We start from the raw sequence: 20,080 nt of genomic DNA on the forward strand, positions 1-20,080 counted from the left end.
ATGGTTCCTCCTGCTTTGTCAAATGACGACGTCAATGCGAAGCGACGGGTGTTGGGCAAGATCGATTTGGACAGCTCCTCGTTGGTAGTGGATGATCGGCTCATGTCGTTTCACGTCGATACGCGGCGGTTGGATGCGCCAATCGATGTCAAGTCGCCCAGGTTCGTAGCCAATCTTGACGCTGAACGGCGGCGGAACGAAGGCGATATTGAACTCAAGTGGCGGGTCTTCACTGTTTACGACGGCTTGGTCGACGATCGGGTTACCGCCATTTTCAATGCGCATCAGCTCATCACCTTGGCTGGCGGTGCGGGCGATATAGTTGAGCACGGCTTGCCGACCATCTTCGGCGCCATCCCGAATGAACTCAAACACATGCTTATTGTTCATCGCCGCCCATGCCCGTGACTGGTCGATCGTCAAGCGCGCAGGAACAGAAGCGATGTTCATCTCTGCAGGCGGCTGTGCAATCGTCAGCTCGGCGGGCGGTTGGGTGATGTCAAGCCGCGCGGGTGTCGTCGAAATCGCCAACCTCGCATACGTCGCTTCCATCCTCAGTTGTGGGACACGCATGTCTTTCCTCCTTTCGAAGGTTGGATGGACACCACCGCGCGAAAAGAAACAGTGACCGCTAGGCTTTGGCGTGAAAAACTAGACGACCCATCAACGAAACGCTAGCTTAGCGCAAAAAGTCAACCAGCGTCGGCTGAATGATGCGCGCGCCGACCGCCAACGCGGCGCGGTGGACGCTTTCTTGTGTTTTCAAGTCAATGATGACTTTCTCAAGATCAACGTCTTCGTTGTCCGACAATATTTTTTCCGCGATTACTTGTTGTCCATCGACGCGGTCTTCCATCAGCTCGATCCGGTTCATGCGCGCGCCAAGTTCAGCGCGGACGCCAAGCAAATGGGTCAAATGGTTGTCGAGCTTGTCCAAATAGCCCGTCAATTCATCCCCTGTCGTACTCGGATTTTCTAAAGAAGCAGCCAGCTTCTGCAAGTCGGAAAACAATCCGTTGCCCGCCCCAAACGCCGTGCTGGGCGGAATGTTGACGGGAATGTAAACGCCTTTGGCCAACTCGATGTTCAACTGTTGGTCATTCGTTGACACGGTGATCGTCCCGTCCGCGTTCACCTTGACGGGCGGTTCGGTCGTGTGAGCGCCGTTGAAGATATATTTGTCGCCGACTTTCGTATTGGCGAGCGTCACCAAATGTTCCGTCAGCTGGCGCACTTCTTTAGCGATCGACTGGCGCTGTGTCTCTTCGTACGTATCGTTGCTCGCCTGAACGACGAGCTCACGGATGCGTTGCAACGCCTGAGTCGCCTTATCGAGAGCGGCATCGGAGTTTTCAACCCAGTTGTACGCTTCCGAGAAATTGCGTTTAAACTGCTCGACTTCGGCTAAGTTCGAGCGATAGGCGATCCCTTTCATCGCTACGACTGGATCATCGGACGGGCGGGTGATTTTTTTGCCCGTCGACAATTGTGTTTGATATTGATCCAATTTTTCATAGCTTCGAGTGATTTGTTTCAGCATATTATTCGCTAACATGCTTTGTGTAATGCGCATCCTCTTCACCTACCTTCCGACCACACCCATACCGTTGATAATTTTATCAAGCATCTCGTCAATCGCGGTAATTTGACGCGCCGCGGCGTTATAGGCGTGCTGGAATTTGATCATGTTCATCATCTCTTCATCAAGCGACACTGCGCTTACCGATTGTCGCCTTTCTTCCACCGACTGGCGCAACGTTTCGCTATTACTTTTCATCCGATTCGCCTGCTCGCCAGCGACGCCAAGCTGCCCAATCCAGCCTTGGTAGTTCGTTTCAATCGTGCCTGAGATAAGCGGCAATCCGAGCGAGGCAAGATCCACCGAGATCCCATCTTGCAGCGAAACGGTTGTATTGGATAAAAGCAAGCTGCGGACGTTGGCGAGATTGATGGCGTTGTTTCCGTTTCCTGACTCCTTGTCTCTCGTCGCCGCGGCGATGTTGTCCAAATCATCGATATCCGAGGCAAGCTCAATTGTTTTCGCCGCACCGTTCACTTGGTCAAGTCCGGAAAAAAACGCAAGCCCCTTGTTTCCGTTCAATCCATAGCCTTGTTCGTGGACAGCGTTAAACAACGTGCCAAACGTATAAGCGAGTTTGTCCAAATTGGCGAGCATCTCCGGATACAGTCCTTTCACGTTCCCGTTGGCTCCGTTTTCGTAGTATCCATATCCTTCGATCAGTCCGCGCAACTTACCGCTTGGAAGATTGGAAAACGAAATAGATTCTCCTCCAACATAGAGTGTTCCAATGCCTTCACTAGGCGGCATTTCCTTTACACCATCACCATCCACGTCACTGCCATCCGGGAAGGAAATAGACGAAGCTGTACGTCCTTGGACGAGATACACTTTTTCATTGCCGTTGAGGATATATACATCATACATCCCTTCCGCCGCTGGCAAGGCGTTGCCACCAACGGGGTGTTTCTCGACTTGAATATCGATGAACTTCGAGAGCTCGTCAACCAACCGATCGCGCTCGTCATATAAGTCGTTCGGCAAATAGCCGTTCGGCTCGATTTCGGCAATTTGTGCGTTTAATTTGCTGATTTGGTCCAGAATAGAATTGATCTTCGTCACCGTCACCCCGATTTGCGTGCCGATGTCCGTACGGATTTGCGTCAGTGAATTCGATAAATAATGGAACGTCTCGACGACGGCAAGACCGCGCTGGCGGACGACAGAGCGCGCCCCTTCGTTTTCCGGGTGGGTGCTCAAGTCTTGGAGGGCTTGCCAAAACTGGTCCATCGTTTTGGCGAGGCCGCTGTCGGACGGTTCGTTCATAATGTCTTCCATTTTCGCCACCGCGTCGGCGCGTGCTTCCCAGTAGCCGAGCTTACTGTTTTCGCCGCGGTATTGGATGTCCAAAAAGTATTCACGCACCCGTTCGACCGACGCCGCCTCCACCCCTGTCCCCATTTGCCCCGGGATGTTCGGGCGATTGAGCCCAGGCGTTGGGAACGGCGTTGTCGCCTCGAGTTGAACACGCTGGCGTGTGTATCCTTCCGTATTGGCATTGGCAATATTATGTCCTGTCGTATACAACGCCGCTTGCTGGGCCATCATGGCGCGCCGAGCGGCTTCTAGTCCGTGGAATGTCGAGAGCATCGTTCTCCCCCTCACGCTTTCGATTCAAACAGCGGGCGGTCTGGCGATGGCGCGTACTCTTGTGTGCGGCTGTAAGTGGACGGCGTTGGGGCGAATGTCTCGATCATGGCCGTAACGAACTGGAGCGACTGCTCAATGAGCTGGCGGTTTAACTCATTGGCCTCGGCCAACGAGTTGACCGCCGCCATCAACCGCTCCCCGCATTCGCGCAACTGTTGGCGCTCTTTCCCGTTCGCCATCGCTTGGCATGCGTCGATCGTCACCGATTCGTCACCAAGCCTCTCCTTCAGCCAGCGCCGCCGCCGTTCTTCGAGTTGACGAATGGCAAAAAGATGCTTTTGTTCGTCAGCAAGAAGTGCCGATAGTGCCTCGATGTCGTTTTTCTTCAACACTTCCGTTTTCCGCCGCGCTAGCACTAACAAGCTTTCATGCAACTCGACATGCGCCCGCAATAGATGAATGAGTTCGGCAAATGTCATCACAAACCGCTTCCTTTATCGGTGATTTCGGTAATAGTCGATCATCCGTTTCGCGACCGCCTTCGGGTCGACCGTATACGTACCGTTTTCAATTTGTTGACGTAGCTCCTCCAGTTTCGCCTGCCGCGCCTGTTCCCAGCTTGCCGCTTCTTGCAGTTCCTTCGCTTCTTTCGAAATTTCCACTTGGTCTCCAGACGCCTTCCTTGCCGCTAACCGCTCGGTTTTGGTCAGTTGGCGTTGATACGGATTGACGTTCATCGGACCAATATGGTGGATTTTCATCGCGTTCACCTCGCTTGACCGGCGCTGTTCATATCGTGCTATCGTTTATATCGGAACGTTGGTGAAAATGTTTAGTTCTTTTTATTTTTATCTTCTTGTTCTTGAATGTAATAAGTGATGTAGCGCGAACGGGCATTCTGGTCTTTTCTCGCCTCCATTTGGCGTAAATCTTTCTGCAGCTTGCCTAAACAGTTGGCGCACAGCCGTCCCTCACGAATCATCGTCCCGCAGGATTCGCAAGGATAGGTCAGATTCGGGAAGCGAACGAGCTGCAGCCGTCCTTCGCGAATCCATTTCGTAATGAGCTTTTCTGCCACTCCTGTCGCCTCGACGATTTGCGCCATCGTTGCTGTTCGGTTTTCCCGTTTGCGCAAAAACGTGTAGACACGTTCGAACTGTCGCTCTTCCTCTTGATAACATGATTCACAAACGTCACGAGTCGACATTCTAACAAACAACCGCCCGCACTTGGTGCAGTTCGCTAATTCCGCCACCGTTTTCCCCCTCCCGATTGCCCAATCAAACGGTTACGTATAAATATTAATAATGAGCCCTTGAATCTCGCCGACAAGCCGTAGAATGTCCAACCCTTTTTGTTCTTTTTTCAACACTTCGTTCGTTAATTCAATCAGCTTTTGGTCAACCTCTTTAACAAGTTTATAGATGCGTGCCCGTCCGCCACGGCTGAATCCGCGCTGTTCTTCCAGCTGGAGGCCGTTTTTCACGGCGTCATCCAAAAAGGATCGAACGAGCTGCTTATATTTGCGCAAATCTTCAACGGTCCGCGATTCAGCAAGCTTTTTCCCTTGTTCTTCGATTTGTCGGACTTGCTCGTTGATCCGCTCCCATAGGCCATCACGGCGCGTCTTCGCCATCACCTCAGTAAATGACACCGATTCCATCGCCGTGTTGTCCTTGCGGCTGACGTTCGCGATACTGGCGCGCGTTACTTTTTGCACTTCCATTGCCTTTCACCTCTTGTTATGACCATTATCGCACAATCATAGCAAAAGGGCGAGGCGTTATTGCCCCGCCCACTGCGGACTCAATTAGCTTTTTAGCAGCTGCAAAATCCCTTGCGGCAGCTGGTTCGATTGCGCGAGCATCGCCTGCGCCGCTTGCGTCAAAATGTTGTTTTTCGTAAACTCCGCCATCTCCATCGCCATATCCGTATCACGGATGCGGGATTCGGCAGAAGTTAAGTTTTCCGTTGCGGCTGTTAAGTTGTTGATTGTGTGCTCGAGGCGGTTTTGATAGGCACCCATTTTAGAACGTGATTGGGAAACAGAGACAATGGCTTTATCCAACCTGCCAATTGCCTTTTGAGCGTCCTCAACTTCTTTGATACTTAAATCGCTGATGTCGACCTTATTTTCTCCAAGAGAATCTGTTAACTGCTTCTTCCAAGACATCGTCAACGTTTGTCCATTATTGGGGCCAATCTGAATCTGAATCTTAATATTATTTTGGTCAGAGTCAAGAATTTTCATAGTATTGAATTGCGTATCCTTACCTATTTGGTCAATTGCCGCCTTCAACTGTTGAAACTCACTGTCAAGAGCCTCGCGGTCCGTGTCTTGGTTTGTACCATTCGCCGCTTGCACGGCCAGTTCGCGCATCCGCTGCAAGATACTATGGACTTCGTTTAACGCCCCTTCCGCCGTTTGGATCAATGAGATGGCATCCAACGCGTTGCGTTCTGCCATTTGCAAGCCCCGAATTTGCGAGCGCATTTTTTCCGAAATGGCGAGTCCCGCCGCATCATCGGCCGCACGGTTGATACGCAAGCCCGACGAGAGGCGCTCTAAGTTTTTCGAAATGCTCGACTGGTTGGCCGCTAAGTTGCGATAGGCGTTCAGCGCTTGAATGTTATGGTTAATTCGCATGGACATTCACTCCTTTAGTCCTCATCTCTCATAGGCGATGAATTGTTCGTAGGCTGCAGCTTTTTGCTTGTGCGCGGATTGCACCGGTGAAACACCACTTTTTAGCGCTTCGTTCCACGCCGTAGCAATCGTCGTCGCCAGTTGCAGCACTTCTCGGACAGCTGTGACATCTTTTTTCATATTGGCCTCAATGAGGCGCTCTGCCATATAGTTATAGATCGCGTCCAACTGATGGGCGATGATGCCAGCATCATAGCGCAGCCCAGCACCGAGCCGACGAAGAATGTCGTTTCCTTTTTGCAGTTGTTTGTTCGCTTTCCAATAGTCTTTTTGCTTGATGGCCTCGATGGCCTCTTCCAAACATTCCATCAATCCTTCATATAGCAACGCTGTCAGTTGCTGCGAGTTTTTCTGATAAATCCATTCTTCGGTTAAAAAGTCCAACGCCATGCTCCCTCCATTGACTCCCTACCATTTATATCGGTCGTCTACCCGCAAGTGTTTAATGGTTTTTCTCAATTTCTTCAATCAAAATCAATATTTCGGCAATGACCGCGTACAGCTGCGGAGGGATGCGATCCCCGAGATCAAGCTGCACTAAATGTTGCACGAGCAGTGGGTCTTCTTGAATATGGACGTGATGTTGCTTAGCGAGCTCAATAATCTTTTGCGCCACGTGTCCGCTTCCTTGAGCGACGACGGTCGGCGCCTGGCCGCTCGCTTCGTTATAGCGAATGACCGCCGCCGTCGGGCCGTTCATGTGTCTTCGCTTTTTTTGGTTAAAATACGCTGACATCATATCGTCACATCATACCCTCTTTCAGCAAATCGTCTATACGTGCGAGTCGATGAAGCTGGCGAAGATTGTTCGTCTTTCCGCTGAACCTCATTCGCCAGTTTCGTCACGTTCACCGCTGTAACTCGGTAGCCGATCTCTTCCAATTTCTCTTTCGCCCTGTCGATGAATGGCTTCGCTTTTTCGGCAAAATCTTCACGATCGTTGCGAAGCGTAATCGATAAATTCCGTTCATTCGCATGAAGCAAAATGCCGAGATCCCCTAGCTTTCTCGTTTCTAGCAGAAAATACAACTGGCAGTTTTCCCAATCGATTTGTTCGCCATGTTGGCGGCCATTGACATAGACGTTGACGTTCTGCACCTCGTTTTGCCATAACAGCGGCAACGTGAAGAAAAAGCTTTGCCACCCCGCCGTGCCATCCCACTTGTTTAACAGCTGCTGTCCGGTCAAATTCGTTAACGCTTGCTCCGCTTGCCGCGCAACGGATTCATTTCCACTTTGCGCCAGCCGCAAAAGCACTCCCTTCATATTTTGCGATGCCGATTCTTCTTGGTTTCCCTTAAATACGAGCCATTCAGCGGCTTCATACTCATGCGTCAAGCCTAGACGACGAATCGTATCAAACACGTGCCGCGCCGATGGACCATCCGCTGGCGGTTGCATGACTTGGTTCATTTGTTCCACAAACACTTTGGATGAATCGGCTGTTGTTTCACCTTGCATCCTCACAAAATGTTTCACCTTCGCCTCGGACGGTTTGAACACAAGATTCGCTAACATGTTCTTCACTTCATTCACGATGTTCCGTGCTCCAACTGGATCACCTCGGCGAAGCCGTTTTTTCGCCTCAGCGAGCGCGGAGCTGGCTTTCATCAACTGTTTTTCCGTCGCCATATCGGTAAACAGCATGATGTCGCTTTTTAAAATGGCGTTATCCAATTGTTTGATCGCCATTTCCAACATCGATGTAGCTTGTAAGCGGGTGGCGGGGCTTTTGTTTTCCGTCAACTGCGCTACCGTCTCTAACTGGCGCATTACATCGCGCTTCACGTTTTTGAAATCAAGCGCGGCTTGCGCCATTTTTTTCGTGACCGTTTGCACGAGAAACTGTTTCGATTCAAGCGACAAGGACGCTTGCCATGCCCCGTCAAATAGTCTGTCGACATCCAACGAGCGCTCAGTTGACGTGGATGGGATCGACGTTTCAATCTCATTTAACGTTTTCAATACTGTCTGCCGCGCGGCGAGCTCCCGTCCTTTTTCCATCAGCTTTCGCGCACTGGCAAGCGAATCAGCCCATGCTTGTTCCCAGTGAGGATGGGCACGGAACGCTTCGACGATATCCCCTTTAACGGCGTCCAACACTTTCTCCAAGTGGGGCTCTTGTTGCAGCGATTTGATCGCTCGACGAATGGCTTCACGCAGTTGTTCGATCGGTCGACCGTCGTTCGTCGCACCATCTGTCACTTCGTTTTGGCTGTTCACCAAAGAGACAGCATGCCGCACTCCGTCTCCGGTGTGGACAGATGATGTCGGCTGAACAACGGACGATCGCCCCTTATCTGTAGCTGCTATCGACTCGATTGGGGTCAGTTGGCGGACAAAGACATCACTCACGGATCGAACAGTTGCTTTCAAAGCACGAACAGCTTGTTCCGCCTTCACCAATGCCTCATTCAACCGCATCCGCGCTTCACTTTCCCGCCCTTGTCGCTGCAGTTGAACAACTTCATGCAACGCACGATCCACTTGTTCCGCCACGTTCCGATCTGCATTCGGTGCGTGAACAACTTGTTGGCGGACATATTCCACTGCCTTGGACAAGTTCGGCTCACGGGTGATTTGTTCACGCACTTGTCGGAGAAGGTCGGCTGCTCCGTTGATTGATGCCTTTTCCGTCCGGCTTCCTTGACGCTCTAATCCAACGGTCAGGTTTTGCGTCGTCTCTTTCGCCGCTCCTTGTTCTTCTCGTTTGGTTAACGTAAAGGAAGGATCGAGGTTGTTAGCAATCTCGGCTAATTGTTCTCCTAATGGTTTTCCATGCAGTGCCTCATGAATAGCGACAAGGTGAGTACCCGTCAGTTCCAGTTTTTTATTGATGACAGTGCGAACGGTTTCTAACTTCTGCTCTACGGTGCCTAGAGCTTCGGTGAAAAACGTTTGTAAGGTGGAAACGGTCTCTTTCGTGAGCGATTGTCCTTGTTTTTGCAGCCAAGCTCCGACTTGCCTCAGTTCCGTAGTTAATGGTTCAGAGGCAGAAGAACGAGTCACTTGTTCATTCGCCTCTGGTTGCGGGTGGGAAACGATTCGCGCCACAGGCACCCCATCTTGTTCAGCGACGATCTTGATCGTCACACGCCCTTCGCGCGGCCACTTCCCTTCTGCCCGAACCCGCACATCCGTTCCTTTGAGATGGACGATCGCTTCGCTGCCTTTTTTCTCCTTGATCACCGCATCATACGTTTCACCTTTTTGCAGCACAACTGGTTGGTCAGATGCTATCATCGCTTGTTTCATAAAAATGTTACGAATTTCCATCCCCGTTCACTCTCCGCTCGATCGGTTGCTACTGTTTATATCGGCATCCAACAAGCGAATGTTTAGCCTGCTCACGCCCTCACTAGCGTCAGTGATCCCACTTCAGCCGCCCCAGCTTCACGTAAAACGCGGGCCGCGTGGCGAACGGTGATGCCGGTTGTGTAAATATCATCGATGAGGACGATTCGTTTCCCTGTGAGCGGTGGGCAGTCGGTGAGGAAAAATGGATTGTCCGTCTCCAGTCGCTCGCGGCGCGATTTTTTCGATTGTTTTTCGGAATGTTTGCGGGCAAGCCAAGGAAAGGACGGAAATGGAAGCTGGCGGGCGAGCGCTTCTGCTTGGTTGAAACCTCGTTCGTACAGACGCTCGGGGCTTAGCGGAATCGGCACGATGTGCCACTCGCGCCCGAACGATTGACGAAACGCGTGGACAAACGGGCGGCGAAACGCATCGACAATGGCGTAATCGCCGCGAAATTTCCATAAGGTAACGACTTCTTTCATCCAGTCGTTGTATACGTACACAGAGCGATTTTTGACAAGCACCCCACCCCACTGCTCATCTTCTTGCCAGCGGAGACAGTCAGCACATGGAGAAGGCGACGCCTCGTCGAGCGGACGACCGCACATCTCGCAAAGACGGCCGTCAATGAGCGCAAACGAACCGCGGCAACGCGGGCAAAGGACATCAACGTCTTCGAGAAAAAGAAGTTGGCGCCAGCTGGCGATCGGGTTGTACGAGGAATGACAAAGAAGACAATTCATCGATGCAACAGCCCCCTTTTCTGCGCTGTCTCGTTCATGCGGACAATATGGCGGTGCGCCCGTACCATCTCGGTTGTTTTCCCATGGTGGAAAAAGCGGACGTCCCCATCGGGAAATGCGGCGCTTCTCCCGACGCGGCCCGCGATTTGGACGAGGGCACTTTCCGTAAAAATTCGGTCTTCCGCACCAAGGACGGCGACATCGATGTTAGGCACGGTCACACCTCGTTCAAGGATCGTCGTTGTGACCAACAGCGGTACGCTCCCATCGCGAAACGCCTGCACATATTCAGCGCGGGCGGGGGCTTCAGCGTGAACACCGACGATGCGAGCGTCCACCCGCTGCAACAGGCGAGTGACCGCTTCCAATTCATCGATGTGTGGGACGAACAAAAACGCTTGCTTTCTTTGTTCCAAACGACGAAGAACCCAAGCGAGGACGTTTTCGGGCAAACGGCCGCGCTCGAGCCGTTTGCGCCAGTTTCCGCACCATTCGAACGATGGGACAGGAAGTGGATGGCCGTGGTAGCGGGCGGGGATGACGGCGGCTTGCCGCTTGCCACACTGAACGTCAAGTTGCCAAGCTCGGGATGGGGTGGCGGTTAAATAAATGAGGCTCGATTGTTCTTTCCGTGCCTGACTGACAGCATATTCCAGCATCGGTTCAACCGAATACGGAAATGCATCGACTTCATCGATGATCATGACATCAAACACACGATACGCACGCAACAGTTGGTGGGTAGTGGAAAGAACGAGCGGGGCGATCTGCCCGCGCTCCTCGCTTCCTCCGTACCAAACGGCGAGCGGAACGCGAGGAAACGCTTGGCGAAAGCGGGGAGCGAGCTCGCGGACGACATCAATTCTTGGCGTGGCGAGGCAGACACGCCAACCTTCCTCCAATGCGGCGGCGATGGCAGGAAACAAAATCTCCGTTTTTCCCGCCCCGCATACAGCCCAAACAAGCAGCTCCCTCCTGTTGAGAACTGCCTGTTTGACCTCCATAGCTGCCTCCTCCTGAGCGGCGGATAGCGTTCCGTTCCAAGCGAGCGGCACTGCATATCGTTCTGACGGAAGCGACATCGTCACATGTACCAAGCGGGTGCAAGAACTGATGCGACCCATCATCAAACATTTGCGACAATAACAACAATTCGTCCCGCAGCGAGCGCACGGAAATGAAGCGAACCATGACCGTTCATCATTTCCGCAGCGCACACAGCGCCAACCACGGGGTGTTTTGATCAAACCTGACTGTTCATGAAGCGAACCAACACGCAAGGCTGTCTCAATATCGGCATGGGAAAATGGGAGTTGTTCTCGCGGAATCCGCTGACCGTATAGCGATGCTATAAGCGGTGAAGAAACAGACAATCATGATCCCCCCTTTTTCATTCGACATATGGGTAGTATTCTTGCGACAATTAGCTTTTTTCGACAAAATTCCCGGGGAAATATTGACAATGTTTTTAAGGAATGAAAACGGCTCGACAAATTGTGTCATCCAAAGTGAAGAAACATGCGGATCACGATGGAGAGCTTGCTACACACTCCTAGAAAGTCAGTGGCTTTATAAGTCACGGTGTCTGTATGGGGGTTGTTTGAAATGAAAAAGCATAACACACGGCTTTCTTCGAATTTGTGTTCCGCTAATTTGAAACAAACAGGCGGTTTTCGTCAGTATTCTAGAGGAACAGTGATTGATTAGAATCAAGAAATTTCTCGAATGGAAAACGGCCACAAACTTTAACCTTTGCTTCCGTCCAAAACGCTGCTCGATGGGAACATGAAGGTTTTTCACTAGCCCTCGAAAGAGGATTTCATCCAATATGCAGCATAAAAAACATTTTCCAATAAGAACACCTTGATCGCTGGAACGTTCAGCCATCGTCGATGATAGACAGAGCGATTTTCGTCGCTTTTCTAAAATGGGGAAACTTCGATCATTAGAAGAAAAGAGAAGCTGGGGTGGTGGGTTTTCAATTTGAGAAGCACTGCTATAACCATTCATCCCTCTCTAAAGTCCGTAAAAACAGCAATGCTTCACTAAAGCACAAGGCGGTGCGAGGTGGAACCATCACTGAACAGCACCGCCTTGCGGTTTGTTTTGACTAACGCCGGCTTGCAGCCGAATTCCGCTAGCCTGCGACCATTACGGTTGGTACCACGTCAGCCCGAGTGCCCCTTCGCCAACATGGGTGGCGATGACGGGACCGAAATAGCTGATGAAAAACTCGACGTGCGGATAACGAGCGGACAGTTCATCGCGCCAGCGACCCGCTTCATCCGGCTGATTGGCGTGGATGACGGCGGCTTTCAGCGGTATGCCTTTTTCCGCGTCTTCGGCGAACAGTTCTTCGATGCGTTTCACCGCTTTTTTGCGTGTGCGGATTTTTTCAAACGGTACGATCACTTTGTTTTCAAAGCGAAGGAGTGGCTTGATTTGCAACAGGCCGCCGATGAATGCCTGCGCTCCAGTCAGCCGCCCACCCCGCTGTAAGTGAGCTAAGTCATCGACCATAAAATAGGCGCGCAACGTTTGCTTGATTTCGTCTAAGCGGGCGATGATCTCCTCTGGGGTGCGACCTGCTTGCGCCATTTCCGCTGCTTCCATGGCATAAAACCCTTGCGCCATGCAGCTGATTTCCGAATCGTACGCCAAAACGCGTAAGCCGTCGACCATCGTCCCCGCCGTAACCGCCCCTTGATACGTGCCGCTAATGCCGCTTGATAAGTGAATGCTGATGACAGCATCATATCCTTCCTCGCGAAGGGCAGTGAACAAGTCGACAAACTCGCCGACTGCTGGTTGGGACGTCGTCGGCAAGGTCGGGTGTTGCTTCACTTTCGCGAAAAATTCATCTGTAGTCATGTCAATTTCTTCGCGATACGTTTCCTCCCCAAAGATGACGCTGAGCGGAATTAAGCGAATGCCGAGCCTCTCGCGCACCTCTTTTGGAAGATAAGCCGTACTATCCGTGACAATTGCCGTTTTCACTGACGCCATCCTTCCTGATTCAATGTTTGCCTCCATTATACCAAAACGGTGGGCCGCCCACCACTAACAAGCGAAATGTATAACATCACGACAGAATGGGCATCATAAAGCTGACGTCCGCGAATCACTCAAAGCGTGGTGATTGAAGCAAAAACAAAGCGCCAAAAGGCGCTTCTCTAATAGATAAACGTTTCAGCTCTCCAAAACCATTGGAAGAAACCACAATTTTCACGGCGTTCTAGAAGGTTAGCGACAAACAGCGATATTTTCCGAATTAGGCGCTCTCGTGTCAAGAGAAACTTATAAAATTTCTCCAATGGAGAATTCTCATGATGAATCGGCATTGTCCGCTACATCGTCACCCTTCTAGATGCTTGTCGAGCCCGTGAGCGGATGAAAGATGAACCATCGCCGCAGCGGATGCTAGCCACTATTGACGTCAAAGCAGTTTCACCTGTCATCCAGTAAGGGGGAAGACCTACGATCAGCGCACTTCGACCCAACCGTTTTTGATCGCCACTACGACCGCTTGTGTTCGGTCATTGACGTTCAATTTTTGTAAGATGCTGCTGACATGGTTTTTTACCGTTTTCTCGCTAATGTAGAGCGTTTCACCAATCGCGCGGTTGCTTTTACCGTCCGCCAACAGCTGAAGTACTTCACATTCACGCCGTGTCAATAAATGAAGCGGACGGCGCACTTCTTGTTGGACCATTACATTGCTATTTGTTTCCGTTGTCAGACGGCGGTATTCACGGATCAAATTGTGCGTCACTTTCGGATGCAAGTATGAGCCGCCTTCAGCGACAATTCTCACTGCTTCAATGAGCGTGTCGGCATCCATTTCTTTAAGCAAATACCCGGTTGCCCCCGTTTGCAAGGCGCGCATGACATAGTTTTCATCATCATGGATCGATAAGACGACAACTTTCGTATCAGGATACGTCTCAATCAGCTGTTTTGTCGCCTCAACCCCGTTCGTGTCTGGCATGTTAATATCCATCAACACCAAATCTGGGCGATGCTCTTCAACGATCGAAAGAGCTTCGCGTCCATCGCTCCCTTCGGCCACGACTTCAAAATCACCATCAAACTCTAAAATACGTTTGATACCTTCACGGAACAGTTGGTGGTCATCAATAATGGCAATGCGTGTTGTCATGATTTCCTCTCCTCCTTGTTTGCTGTTTCTAGGACTGAACGGTCAATCGGGACACGGATGAACACAATGGTACCGCCGCCGATTGTTGAGCGGATCGTCAACGTGCCTCCAAGCAGCTCGACCCGCTCCCGCATCCCGATCAAACCGAATGCATTTTCTTTTTTGACAGATGGGTCGAACCCTTTGCCATTGTCTTTCACACTGACAAGCAACTCACGGCATGTCACTTCCATTTTGACATCAATTTGACTCGCTTCAGCGTGTTTTAGGGCGTTTTGCACTGACTCTTGGACAAGCCGAAACACCGCCACCTCCATCCGAGACGGCAATCGAGTCTCCTCACCCATATGTACAAAGGAAATATGGACTCCCTTATTATATTCTTCGGTCGTTTGTAGGTATTTTTTAAGTGTTGGAACTAATCCTAAATCATCAAGCGCCATCGGCCGTAAGTCATAAATAATGCGTCGCACCTCGGATAAGGCGGAGCGTACCATTTTGCGAAAATCGCGAATTTCGGCAATCGCTGCTTCAGTCCCTCGGTCTTTCATCACTTTTTCAACGAGATCCGACCGAAGGAGCACATGGGCAAGGAGCTGCGCTGGACCGTCATGAATTTCCCGCGACAACCGACGCCGTTCTTCTTCTTGTGCTTCAATGATTTTGAGACCGAATTCTTGTTTTTGTTTCGCCCCTTCAATGATCTCGCTTACTTGGCGGAAATCGCTGTTTAAATAGTTGAGCACAACCGTAATTTGACCGACCAAATGATCGGAGCGCTCGATGATTTGTATCAGGCTGGCCAGCCGCCGCTCAAGCTCATCGCGGCGCAGGCGCAGCTGCTTCTCCTGCTCGCGCACCATCGCCAGCTTCATGTGCAGCTCATGTGCAACTTCATACGCCTCGCGAATATCTTGTTCCGAGTGGGACGAAAAGTGTTGGCTCACTTCCGACAAGCGGCGGCGCGCCTGACGCGCTTTGACTTCAAGCTGATCGACCTCTTCGATCACTCTTACAGTCAACCACTTCACTTCCTCCAACTCGCGCAACAAACAGTCTTGCTCTTGGCGTGACTGCTCGCCGATACGAAAAATTTCGTCTTTGCTATGTTGAACGGTGTCGATCATTTTTTCGACAATTTTATCTAAATACTTCTCATCCCAACGTTTTTCCCCTGCCATCTGCCAACCTCCAGCAGCGCTGCCAAGCAGTATGCATGAGCGCCAACAAAATTTATTTGAAGGAAAAAAGTTGTCGATTTATAATAGTAAAAGCATACCCTATCTATCATTTTTTATCTTTAGTTTACCATAGTTAAGGCAAACTGCTAGCCGTTTATGCAAAAAAAAATAAACATAAACAAAAATAAATTGTTTTCACGTTTTTTATAGTCGAGGTGTGTTGTTTTGTTACAAAAATATTACACCGTCAAAGGATATGGTGAGCAGGAAATCGTGATCGAAAAATCGCGGTTTATTTGCTACATCAACCGCGCTGAGACGGAAGAGGAAGCTGTCGCTTTCATTCAACAAATCAAAAAGAAACATTGGGATGCGACGCACAACTGCTCAGCCTATTTGATCGGCGAGCATGATCAAATCCAAAAGGCAAATGATGACGGCGAACCGAGCGGCACCGCGGGCGTGCCGATGCTTGAAGTGCTGAAAAAAAAGGGGTTGAAAGACACCGTTGCGGTCGTCACCCGCTACTTCGGCGGCATTAAACTCGGTGCGGGCGGATTGGTGCGCGCTTATGGACGTGCTGTCACCGAAGGGCTGAATGCTGCAGGCATCGTCGAGCGCCGTCTCATGCGCATCATGCACGTGACAATTGACTACACATGGATTGGAAAAGTCGAAAATGAATTACGCTCTTCCGTATATACTATAAAAGACATCCATTATGCCGACCGGGTCACATTTGACGTTCTCGTCCCTGAGGACGGTCAGCTTCCATTCGCTGAATGGATGACCGAATTGACAAACGGAAGAGCAGAGATTCGAGTTGGGGAAATGGAGTACGTTGAAATGGATCTTCCTTCTGACAAGTAAGAACGAAAACGAGTGAAAAGGAGCTTTTCCATGATGACCGACAAACGAAAACTTCATCGAAAGAAAATGAAGAGAAAAAAGCGGAGACGGCGCCTCATGTTCGGGTGTTTATTGCTGTTTCTAGTATTGGCCGCCAGCGGCCTCGGCTATGCTTCCTTTTTAATGCATAAAATGAAAACAGCCATGAATGAAGCATACGAGGAGATTGGCGCAAAGAAAAATACAGGCGACCATCTTGACCCGAAAAAGGATAGCTTCACCGTTTTGTTTATTGGCATTGATGATAGCAAAACGCGCAACTTCAAGAGCGATACGCGTTCTGACGCTTTAATTTTAGCCGCTTTTAATGCTGACACGCAATTAGTGAAAATGGTGAGCATTCCGCGCGATTCGTACGTATATATTCCTTGTGAAGATAAGTACGATAAAATTACTCACGCTCATGCTTACGGAGGGACAAAATGCACAATTGAATCCATCGAGCGTTTATTTGACATCCCGATTGATTATTACGTCAAGATGAACTTTTACGCCTTTATCGATGTTGTCGATGCGCTAGGCGGCATTGAAGTGGAAGTACCATATAACATTCGGGAAAAAGATGCCGAAGACAATCGGAACGCCATTGTCCTCAAAAAAGGATACCAACATTTAAACGGCGAGGAAGCGTTAGCATTGGCGAGAACCCGCAAAAAAGATAACGATATTGAACGAGGCAAGCGGCAGCAGCAAATTTTGCAGGCCATCTTGAAAAAAGCGAGCCATGCCGGTTCCATTTCGAAATATGATGATGTTATTGAAGCGATCGGAAGCAATATGAAAACAAACTTTACCTTCGATGACATCAAAGCATTAATTTACTATGTATCAACCGGCAACCCACTCCAAACCGAATCACTTGTCTTACAGGGAACCGATGACAATGAAGGGGTTTACTACTATCGACTGGACGAGGAATCAGTACAACAAATATCCGATGCCCTTCGCTCCCAGTTGCATGCATCAGCCGGAACACAACTAGAGAAAGAGAGGAATTAAAAAACACAGAAGGTGTCCCGAAAGTAGCGGGACACCTATTCCATTACCGTCCACCCTTTAGAGGGAACCATCGAACAACATCAGCTTCTCCCCACTTAACGGCTCTCGAATGCGACGAAGGGTAAGATTCATCCCCCTTCAATTTAGCAAATATACCCATATAGTTGGATTTACCATTAAATCACCATTTTTTTGAGAAGCGGTGAAAACACCGAAGACCTTCTCCATCCATCATGGTTAAGTTGAATGCCCCCTCATCTGCACTCACGCCGAGAAATGGGGGATCTTCTCGGTTCAAGATAATAAACAAAGCAGCGGCATTCATTAAGATTCTCTATGTTAGGAAAGGACTATAGCTAAGTCGATTTTCGGCTTCCCCGTGTGCATAAAAATAGCTGTCCCGCCTCTCGGGACAGCTTGTTTATTTCATCTTTCCGTTCACATAACGAATACCTTGGACAATTCGTAAAATCGGTCGATAATTATGACCAACTAAGCCAATTTTTTCTGCCATTACCTCCAGCGCCAGCACCACGACTGTCAAAATAATGAGTGATACCCAAGCGGCAGCTTTGGATAAAATGACAGCGATCAACCCAAATAAGGCACTCACGCCGTAGATAATGAGCACGGTTTGGCGGTGACTGTATCCGAGTCGAAGCAGGCAATGGTGCAAATGCGATTTGTCCGGCGCGGATAGCGGCTGCCGCTTTACCAAGCGACGAATGATCGCGAAAAACGTGTCAGAAATCGGCACTCCTAAAATGATTACCGGGATAATGAAGGAAATGGCCGTTACGTTTTTAAACCCTAACAACGACAGCACGGAGATCATATACCCTAAGAAGAGTGCCCCCGTATCACCCATAAAAATTTTGGCTGGGTGGAAATTATAAACTAAAAACCCTAAGATGCTGCCAATTAGAATGATGCTCATACCAGCGACAAACAAATCACCTTTTAAAAATGCCATCCAAGAAATTGTAATCAATGCGATGGCAGAGACACCAGCTGCTAAGCCATCCAAGCCGTCGATTAAGTTGATGGCGTTCGTAATGCCGACGATCCAAAGGATCGTGAGCGGAATGCTGAACACACCAAAATGCAACTGCGAACCAAACGGCAAGTTAATGTACTCGACTTGAATTCCACCAAACACGACCACGACAAACGCGGCTAACAGCTGGCCGGCCAGCTTGACTTTCGGGGAGAGTTCGATTAAATCGTCAAGCATACCGGTAATAATAATGATAGCACTCCCTAACAAAATGTGCATTTCCACAGCGTTGTCTGGATCCAAAACCAGCACACCGACCATAAAGGCAATATATATGGCTAATCCGCCCAAACGCGGCATAATTTTTTGATGCACTTTCCGTTGATTTGGCCGATCAGTGGCGCCGACAATAAACGCCAATTTTTTGACCAGCGGTGTAATGGTCACGGAGGCTAAGAAGCAAAGCAATAAGGTCAAAAAGTAACCCATAAAAAATCCTCCTTAATCTTTATCATAACCATTCATTTCATTTTCTTGTCCATCGATTTTTTCATTGTTTGCCAATATGTTGGGCTACCGACAACAAATCATTTGCATAAAAACGGCGAACAAAGAAAATACTATAAAAAATAGAGTCGTACCATTGAGGATTATATCATAGACAACAAAACTATTAAATATTTAATTTTCAATAGTTGAACGACTTTGCCTTTATAATCATTCGCAAAAACGTATGAAAAGCGGGGCGTTAATTTACATTTTTTAGTATGAAATGAATGGATATAGAGGATAATTCATGCATTTTGTATAATATTTTTACATTTTAGCTTGTCTGCTACGCCGGTTATGGTACAATAAATAATGAGGACCGTCCTCCGTTTTGCATGAGTATAACCGAAGGAGCGATGGGCGGGTTGAGGCCGGGGAAGGTATCTGCTTGCTGATGCGGGTATCTTCCTTTTTCCAATAAAAAGAACGTTCTGTTGCCTGACAGAACGTTCTTTTTGTTACATCTATATAGCTGATGAGTGGCAAATCACGATTGGATGACGCTGAGTTTCCAACGGCTGAAATCCGGCTCTGCTTTTTGAACAAGCGATGGAGGAAAAATGAATGTCCACGGTTTGCTCGTGTTTGCTTTGATCTCTAGGCGATCCAATTTAAAGCCTCCCCGAGCAACGATGTCTCCTGTTGCATCTTCCACTTGAAGCGGCAGCTGCTCAAGATAAATCGTTTTGTCACTGCCGTTACGAATCAGTACGGTCACACGCAACTCCCCATCGTTCATCGCAGCTTGGAGGCCAAAAACGTTCACTTCGCCACTTTTGGGCGCTCCTAACTCTTCGACAATGCGCCGCAGCTTCTCCTTTTCTTCTTCTGGCAGCGTTTCTTCCCAACTCTTCTCCAACTCAAGCCGATGTTTCGGCTTCAGTTCAAACGCTAACTTCCAACCTTCACTCGGGATCTCATCCGTCCGCAACGTCTCATAGCCGAATATAAAGCGCCACGGACGGCTCGTTTTGGGTGGAAGGTTCCCGAGTTCCTCCAAATCAAACTCTTTTCGAGCCAAAATGCCCCCGTCTTCCCGAAGCAATAATAAAGGAACACGGCCGATTTGAATCGATTTCGGCAAGCTATGGCGCACAAACGCCGATACGACTACTCCATCCACGTCTTTTGACAAACTGATGCCCGACAACGAAATTTGATTGGGCTTTAATGGTGGCAGTTCATTGTTTAAAAAACGAAGCACGTATTGCTCTTCGAGCGGCACGTTCCAAGATGGATGAAGTGACAACTCAGGGTGTACGTCTTCCGTGTTCGTTACTTCCCCTGCTTCTCCCATGATTTCCTGAGCCGCTACGGCTGTATCGCCGCCGCTTTTTTTCTTTTTCTTAAAAAATGGAAACAAAAAACAT

Annotated in this window: 20 protein-coding genes; 2 read left to right on the forward strand and 18 right to left on the reverse strand. The window is 49.6% G+C overall.

Annotated elements, in window-relative coordinates; translation table 11 throughout:
• Positions 1-18: 18 nt before the first annotated feature.
• From DSM465_RS0111015 to DSM465_RS0111095, 16 genes are all read right to left on the reverse strand, one after another.
• Positions 19-573 carry a DUF6470 family protein gene (locus DSM465_RS0111015; RefSeq protein ID WP_029761359.1) on the reverse strand — a complete coding sequence of 185 codons (555 nt, stop codon included), beginning with the start codon at positions 571-573 and terminating at the stop codon, positions 19-21.
• Between the two features lie 106 nt (positions 574-679).
• Positions 680-1,573, reverse strand: a complete 894-nt coding sequence (gene flgL / locus DSM465_RS0111020; protein ID WP_029761360.1) for a flagellar hook-associated protein FlgL — start codon at positions 1,571-1,573, stop codon at positions 680-682.
• Between the two features lie 9 nt (positions 1,574-1,582).
• Positions 1,583-3,169 (reverse strand): flagellar hook-associated protein FlgK, encoded by a 1,587-nt coding sequence (gene flgK / locus DSM465_RS0111025; RefSeq protein ID WP_029761361.1) that lies wholly within the window; start codon positions 3,167-3,169, stop codon positions 1,583-1,585.
• Between the two features lie 11 nt (positions 3,170-3,180).
• On the reverse strand, positions 3,181-3,648 hold the full coding sequence (locus DSM465_RS0111030; protein ID WP_029761362.1) for a flagellar protein FlgN: 468 nt from the start codon (positions 3,646-3,648) through the stop codon (positions 3,181-3,183).
• A gap of 15 nt (positions 3,649-3,663) precedes the next feature.
• On the reverse strand, positions 3,664-3,930 hold the full coding sequence (gene flgM, locus DSM465_RS0111035; protein ID WP_029761363.1) for a flagellar biosynthesis anti-sigma factor FlgM: 267 nt from the start codon (positions 3,928-3,930) through the stop codon (positions 3,664-3,666).
• 71 nt (positions 3,931-4,001) lie between these two features.
• Positions 4,002-4,424, reverse strand: a complete 423-nt coding sequence (locus DSM465_RS0111040) for a TIGR03826 family flagellar region protein (protein ID WP_008880350.1) — start codon at positions 4,422-4,424, stop codon at positions 4,002-4,004.
• Between the two features lie 33 nt (positions 4,425-4,457).
• A complete protein-coding gene (locus DSM465_RS0111045) occupies positions 4,458-4,895 on the reverse strand; it encodes a YaaR family protein (protein WP_008880351.1) in 438 nt (145 codons plus the stop codon).
• 84 nt (positions 4,896-4,979) lie between these two features.
• Positions 4,980-5,816: a flagellin N-terminal helical domain-containing protein gene (locus DSM465_RS0111050; RefSeq protein ID WP_029761364.1), complete on the reverse strand. Its 837-nt coding sequence runs from the start codon at positions 5,814-5,816 to the stop codon at positions 4,980-4,982.
• 21 nt (positions 5,817-5,837) lie between these two features.
• Positions 5,838-6,260, reverse strand: coding sequence for a flagellar export chaperone FliS (gene fliS / locus DSM465_RS0111055; RefSeq protein ID WP_029761365.1), 423 nt, complete (start codon positions 6,258-6,260; stop codon positions 5,838-5,840).
• Between the two features lie 58 nt (positions 6,261-6,318).
• Positions 6,319-6,615, reverse strand: coding sequence for an EscU/YscU/HrcU family type III secretion system export apparatus switch protein (locus DSM465_RS0111060; RefSeq protein WP_029761366.1), 297 nt, complete (start codon positions 6,613-6,615; stop codon positions 6,319-6,321).
• Positions 6,612-9,152, reverse strand: coding sequence for a hypothetical protein (locus DSM465_RS18590; RefSeq protein WP_051358530.1), 2,541 nt, complete (start codon positions 9,150-9,152; stop codon positions 6,612-6,614). The genes DSM465_RS0111060 and DSM465_RS18590 overlap by 4 nt, the downstream gene beginning before the upstream one ends.
• Before the next feature lie 71 nt (positions 9,153-9,223).
• The gene (locus DSM465_RS0111075) at positions 9,224-9,916 is read right to left on the reverse strand and encodes a ComF family protein (RefSeq protein ID WP_029761367.1); all 693 of its coding nucleotides are present in this window, start codon (positions 9,914-9,916) and stop codon (positions 9,224-9,226) included.
• On the reverse strand, positions 9,913-11,289 hold the full coding sequence (locus DSM465_RS0111080; RefSeq protein WP_011888216.1) for a DEAD/DEAH box helicase: 1,377 nt from the start codon (positions 11,287-11,289) through the stop codon (positions 9,913-9,915). Before DSM465_RS0111080 ends, DSM465_RS0111075 begins: the two co-directional genes overlap by 4 nt.
• Positions 11,290-12,067: 778 nt before the next feature.
• Positions 12,068-12,913, reverse strand: coding sequence for a DegV family protein (locus DSM465_RS0111085; protein ID WP_011888218.1), 846 nt, complete (start codon positions 12,911-12,913; stop codon positions 12,068-12,070).
• 484 nt (positions 12,914-13,397) lie between these two features.
• Positions 13,398-14,075 (reverse strand): response regulator, encoded by a 678-nt coding sequence (locus DSM465_RS0111090; RefSeq protein WP_008880359.1) that lies wholly within the window; start codon positions 14,073-14,075, stop codon positions 13,398-13,400.
• Positions 14,072-15,256, reverse strand: a complete 1,185-nt coding sequence (locus tag DSM465_RS0111095) for a sensor histidine kinase (RefSeq protein ID WP_011888219.1) — start codon at positions 15,254-15,256, stop codon at positions 14,072-14,074. The genes DSM465_RS0111090 and DSM465_RS0111095 overlap by 4 nt, the downstream gene beginning before the upstream one ends.
• Positions 15,257-15,481: 225 nt before the next feature.
• Between DSM465_RS0111095 and DSM465_RS0111100 the strand changes: the two genes are divergently transcribed.
• Positions 15,482-16,126: a YigZ family protein gene (locus DSM465_RS0111100; RefSeq protein ID WP_011888220.1), complete on the forward strand. Its 645-nt coding sequence runs from the start codon at positions 15,482-15,484 to the stop codon at positions 16,124-16,126.
• 33 nt (positions 16,127-16,159) lie between these two features.
• Positions 16,160-17,164 carry an LCP family protein gene (locus DSM465_RS0111105; protein WP_029761368.1) on the forward strand — a complete coding sequence of 335 codons (1,005 nt, stop codon included), beginning with the start codon at positions 16,160-16,162 and terminating at the stop codon, positions 17,162-17,164.
• A gap of 421 nt (positions 17,165-17,585) precedes the next feature.
• Here DSM465_RS0111105 and DSM465_RS0111110 read toward each other — a convergent pair whose 3' ends face one another.
• Entirely contained in the window at positions 17,586-18,650 is a 1,065-nt protein-coding gene (locus DSM465_RS0111110) for a glycosyltransferase family 4 protein (protein WP_011888222.1), read from the reverse strand.
• Positions 18,651-19,197: 547 nt separating this feature from the next.
• Positions 19,198-20,073 (reverse strand): accessory Sec system S-layer assembly protein, encoded by an 876-nt coding sequence (locus DSM465_RS0111115; RefSeq protein ID WP_011888223.1) that lies wholly within the window; start codon positions 20,071-20,073, stop codon positions 19,198-19,200.
• Between the last annotated feature and the right edge of the window lie 7 nt (positions 20,074-20,080).

Source organism: Geobacillus thermodenitrificans subsp. thermodenitrificans DSM 465, from assembly GCF_000496575.1.
Taxonomy (GTDB): domain Bacteria; phylum Bacillota; class Bacilli; order Bacillales; family Anoxybacillaceae; genus Geobacillus; species Geobacillus thermodenitrificans.

Excerpts from the sequence above, each read along its gene's own strand:
- DSM465_RS0111015 (WP_029761359.1), bottom strand. The coding sequence starts at position 573 with ATGCGTGTCCCACAACTGAGGATGGAAGCGACGTATGCGAGGTTGGCG.
- flgL (WP_029761360.1), bottom strand. The coding sequence starts at position 1,573 with ATGCGCATTACACAAAGCATGTTAGCGAATAATATGCTGAAACAAATC.
- flgK (WP_029761361.1), bottom strand. The coding sequence starts at position 3,169 with ATGCTCTCGACATTCCACGGACTAGAAGCCGCTCGGCGCGCCATGATG.
- DSM465_RS0111030 (WP_029761362.1), bottom strand. The coding sequence starts at position 3,648 with ATGACATTTGCCGAACTCATTCATCTATTGCGGGCGCATGTCGAGTTG.
- flgM (WP_029761363.1), bottom strand. The coding sequence starts at position 3,930 with ATGAAAATCCACCATATTGGTCCGATGAACGTCAATCCGTATCAACGC.
- DSM465_RS0111045 (WP_008880351.1), bottom strand. The coding sequence starts at position 4,895 with ATGGAAGTGCAAAAAGTAACGCGCGCCAGTATCGCGAACGTCAGCCGC.
- DSM465_RS0111050 (WP_029761364.1), bottom strand. The coding sequence starts at position 5,816 with ATGCGAATTAACCATAACATTCAAGCGCTGAACGCCTATCGCAACTTA.
- DSM465_RS0111060 (WP_029761366.1), bottom strand. The coding sequence starts at position 6,615 with ATGATGTCAGCGTATTTTAACCAAAAAAAGCGAAGACACATGAACGGC.
- DSM465_RS18590 (WP_051358530.1), bottom strand. The coding sequence starts at position 9,152 with ATGGAAATTCGTAACATTTTTATGAAACAAGCGATGATAGCATCTGAC.
- DSM465_RS0111075 (WP_029761367.1), bottom strand. The coding sequence starts at position 9,916 with ATGAATTGTCTTCTTTGTCATTCCTCGTACAACCCGATCGCCAGCTGG.
- DSM465_RS0111090 (WP_008880359.1), bottom strand. The coding sequence starts at position 14,075 with ATGACAACACGCATTGCCATTATTGATGACCACCAACTGTTCCGTGAA.
- DSM465_RS0111095 (WP_011888219.1), bottom strand. The coding sequence starts at position 15,256 with ATGGCAGGGGAAAAACGTTGGGATGAGAAGTATTTAGATAAAATTGTC.
- DSM465_RS0111105 (WP_029761368.1), top strand. The coding sequence starts at position 16,160 with ATGACCGACAAACGAAAACTTCATCGAAAGAAAATGAAGAGAAAAAAG.
- DSM465_RS0111110 (WP_011888222.1), bottom strand. The coding sequence starts at position 18,650 with ATGGGTTACTTTTTGACCTTATTGCTTTGCTTCTTAGCCTCCGTGACC.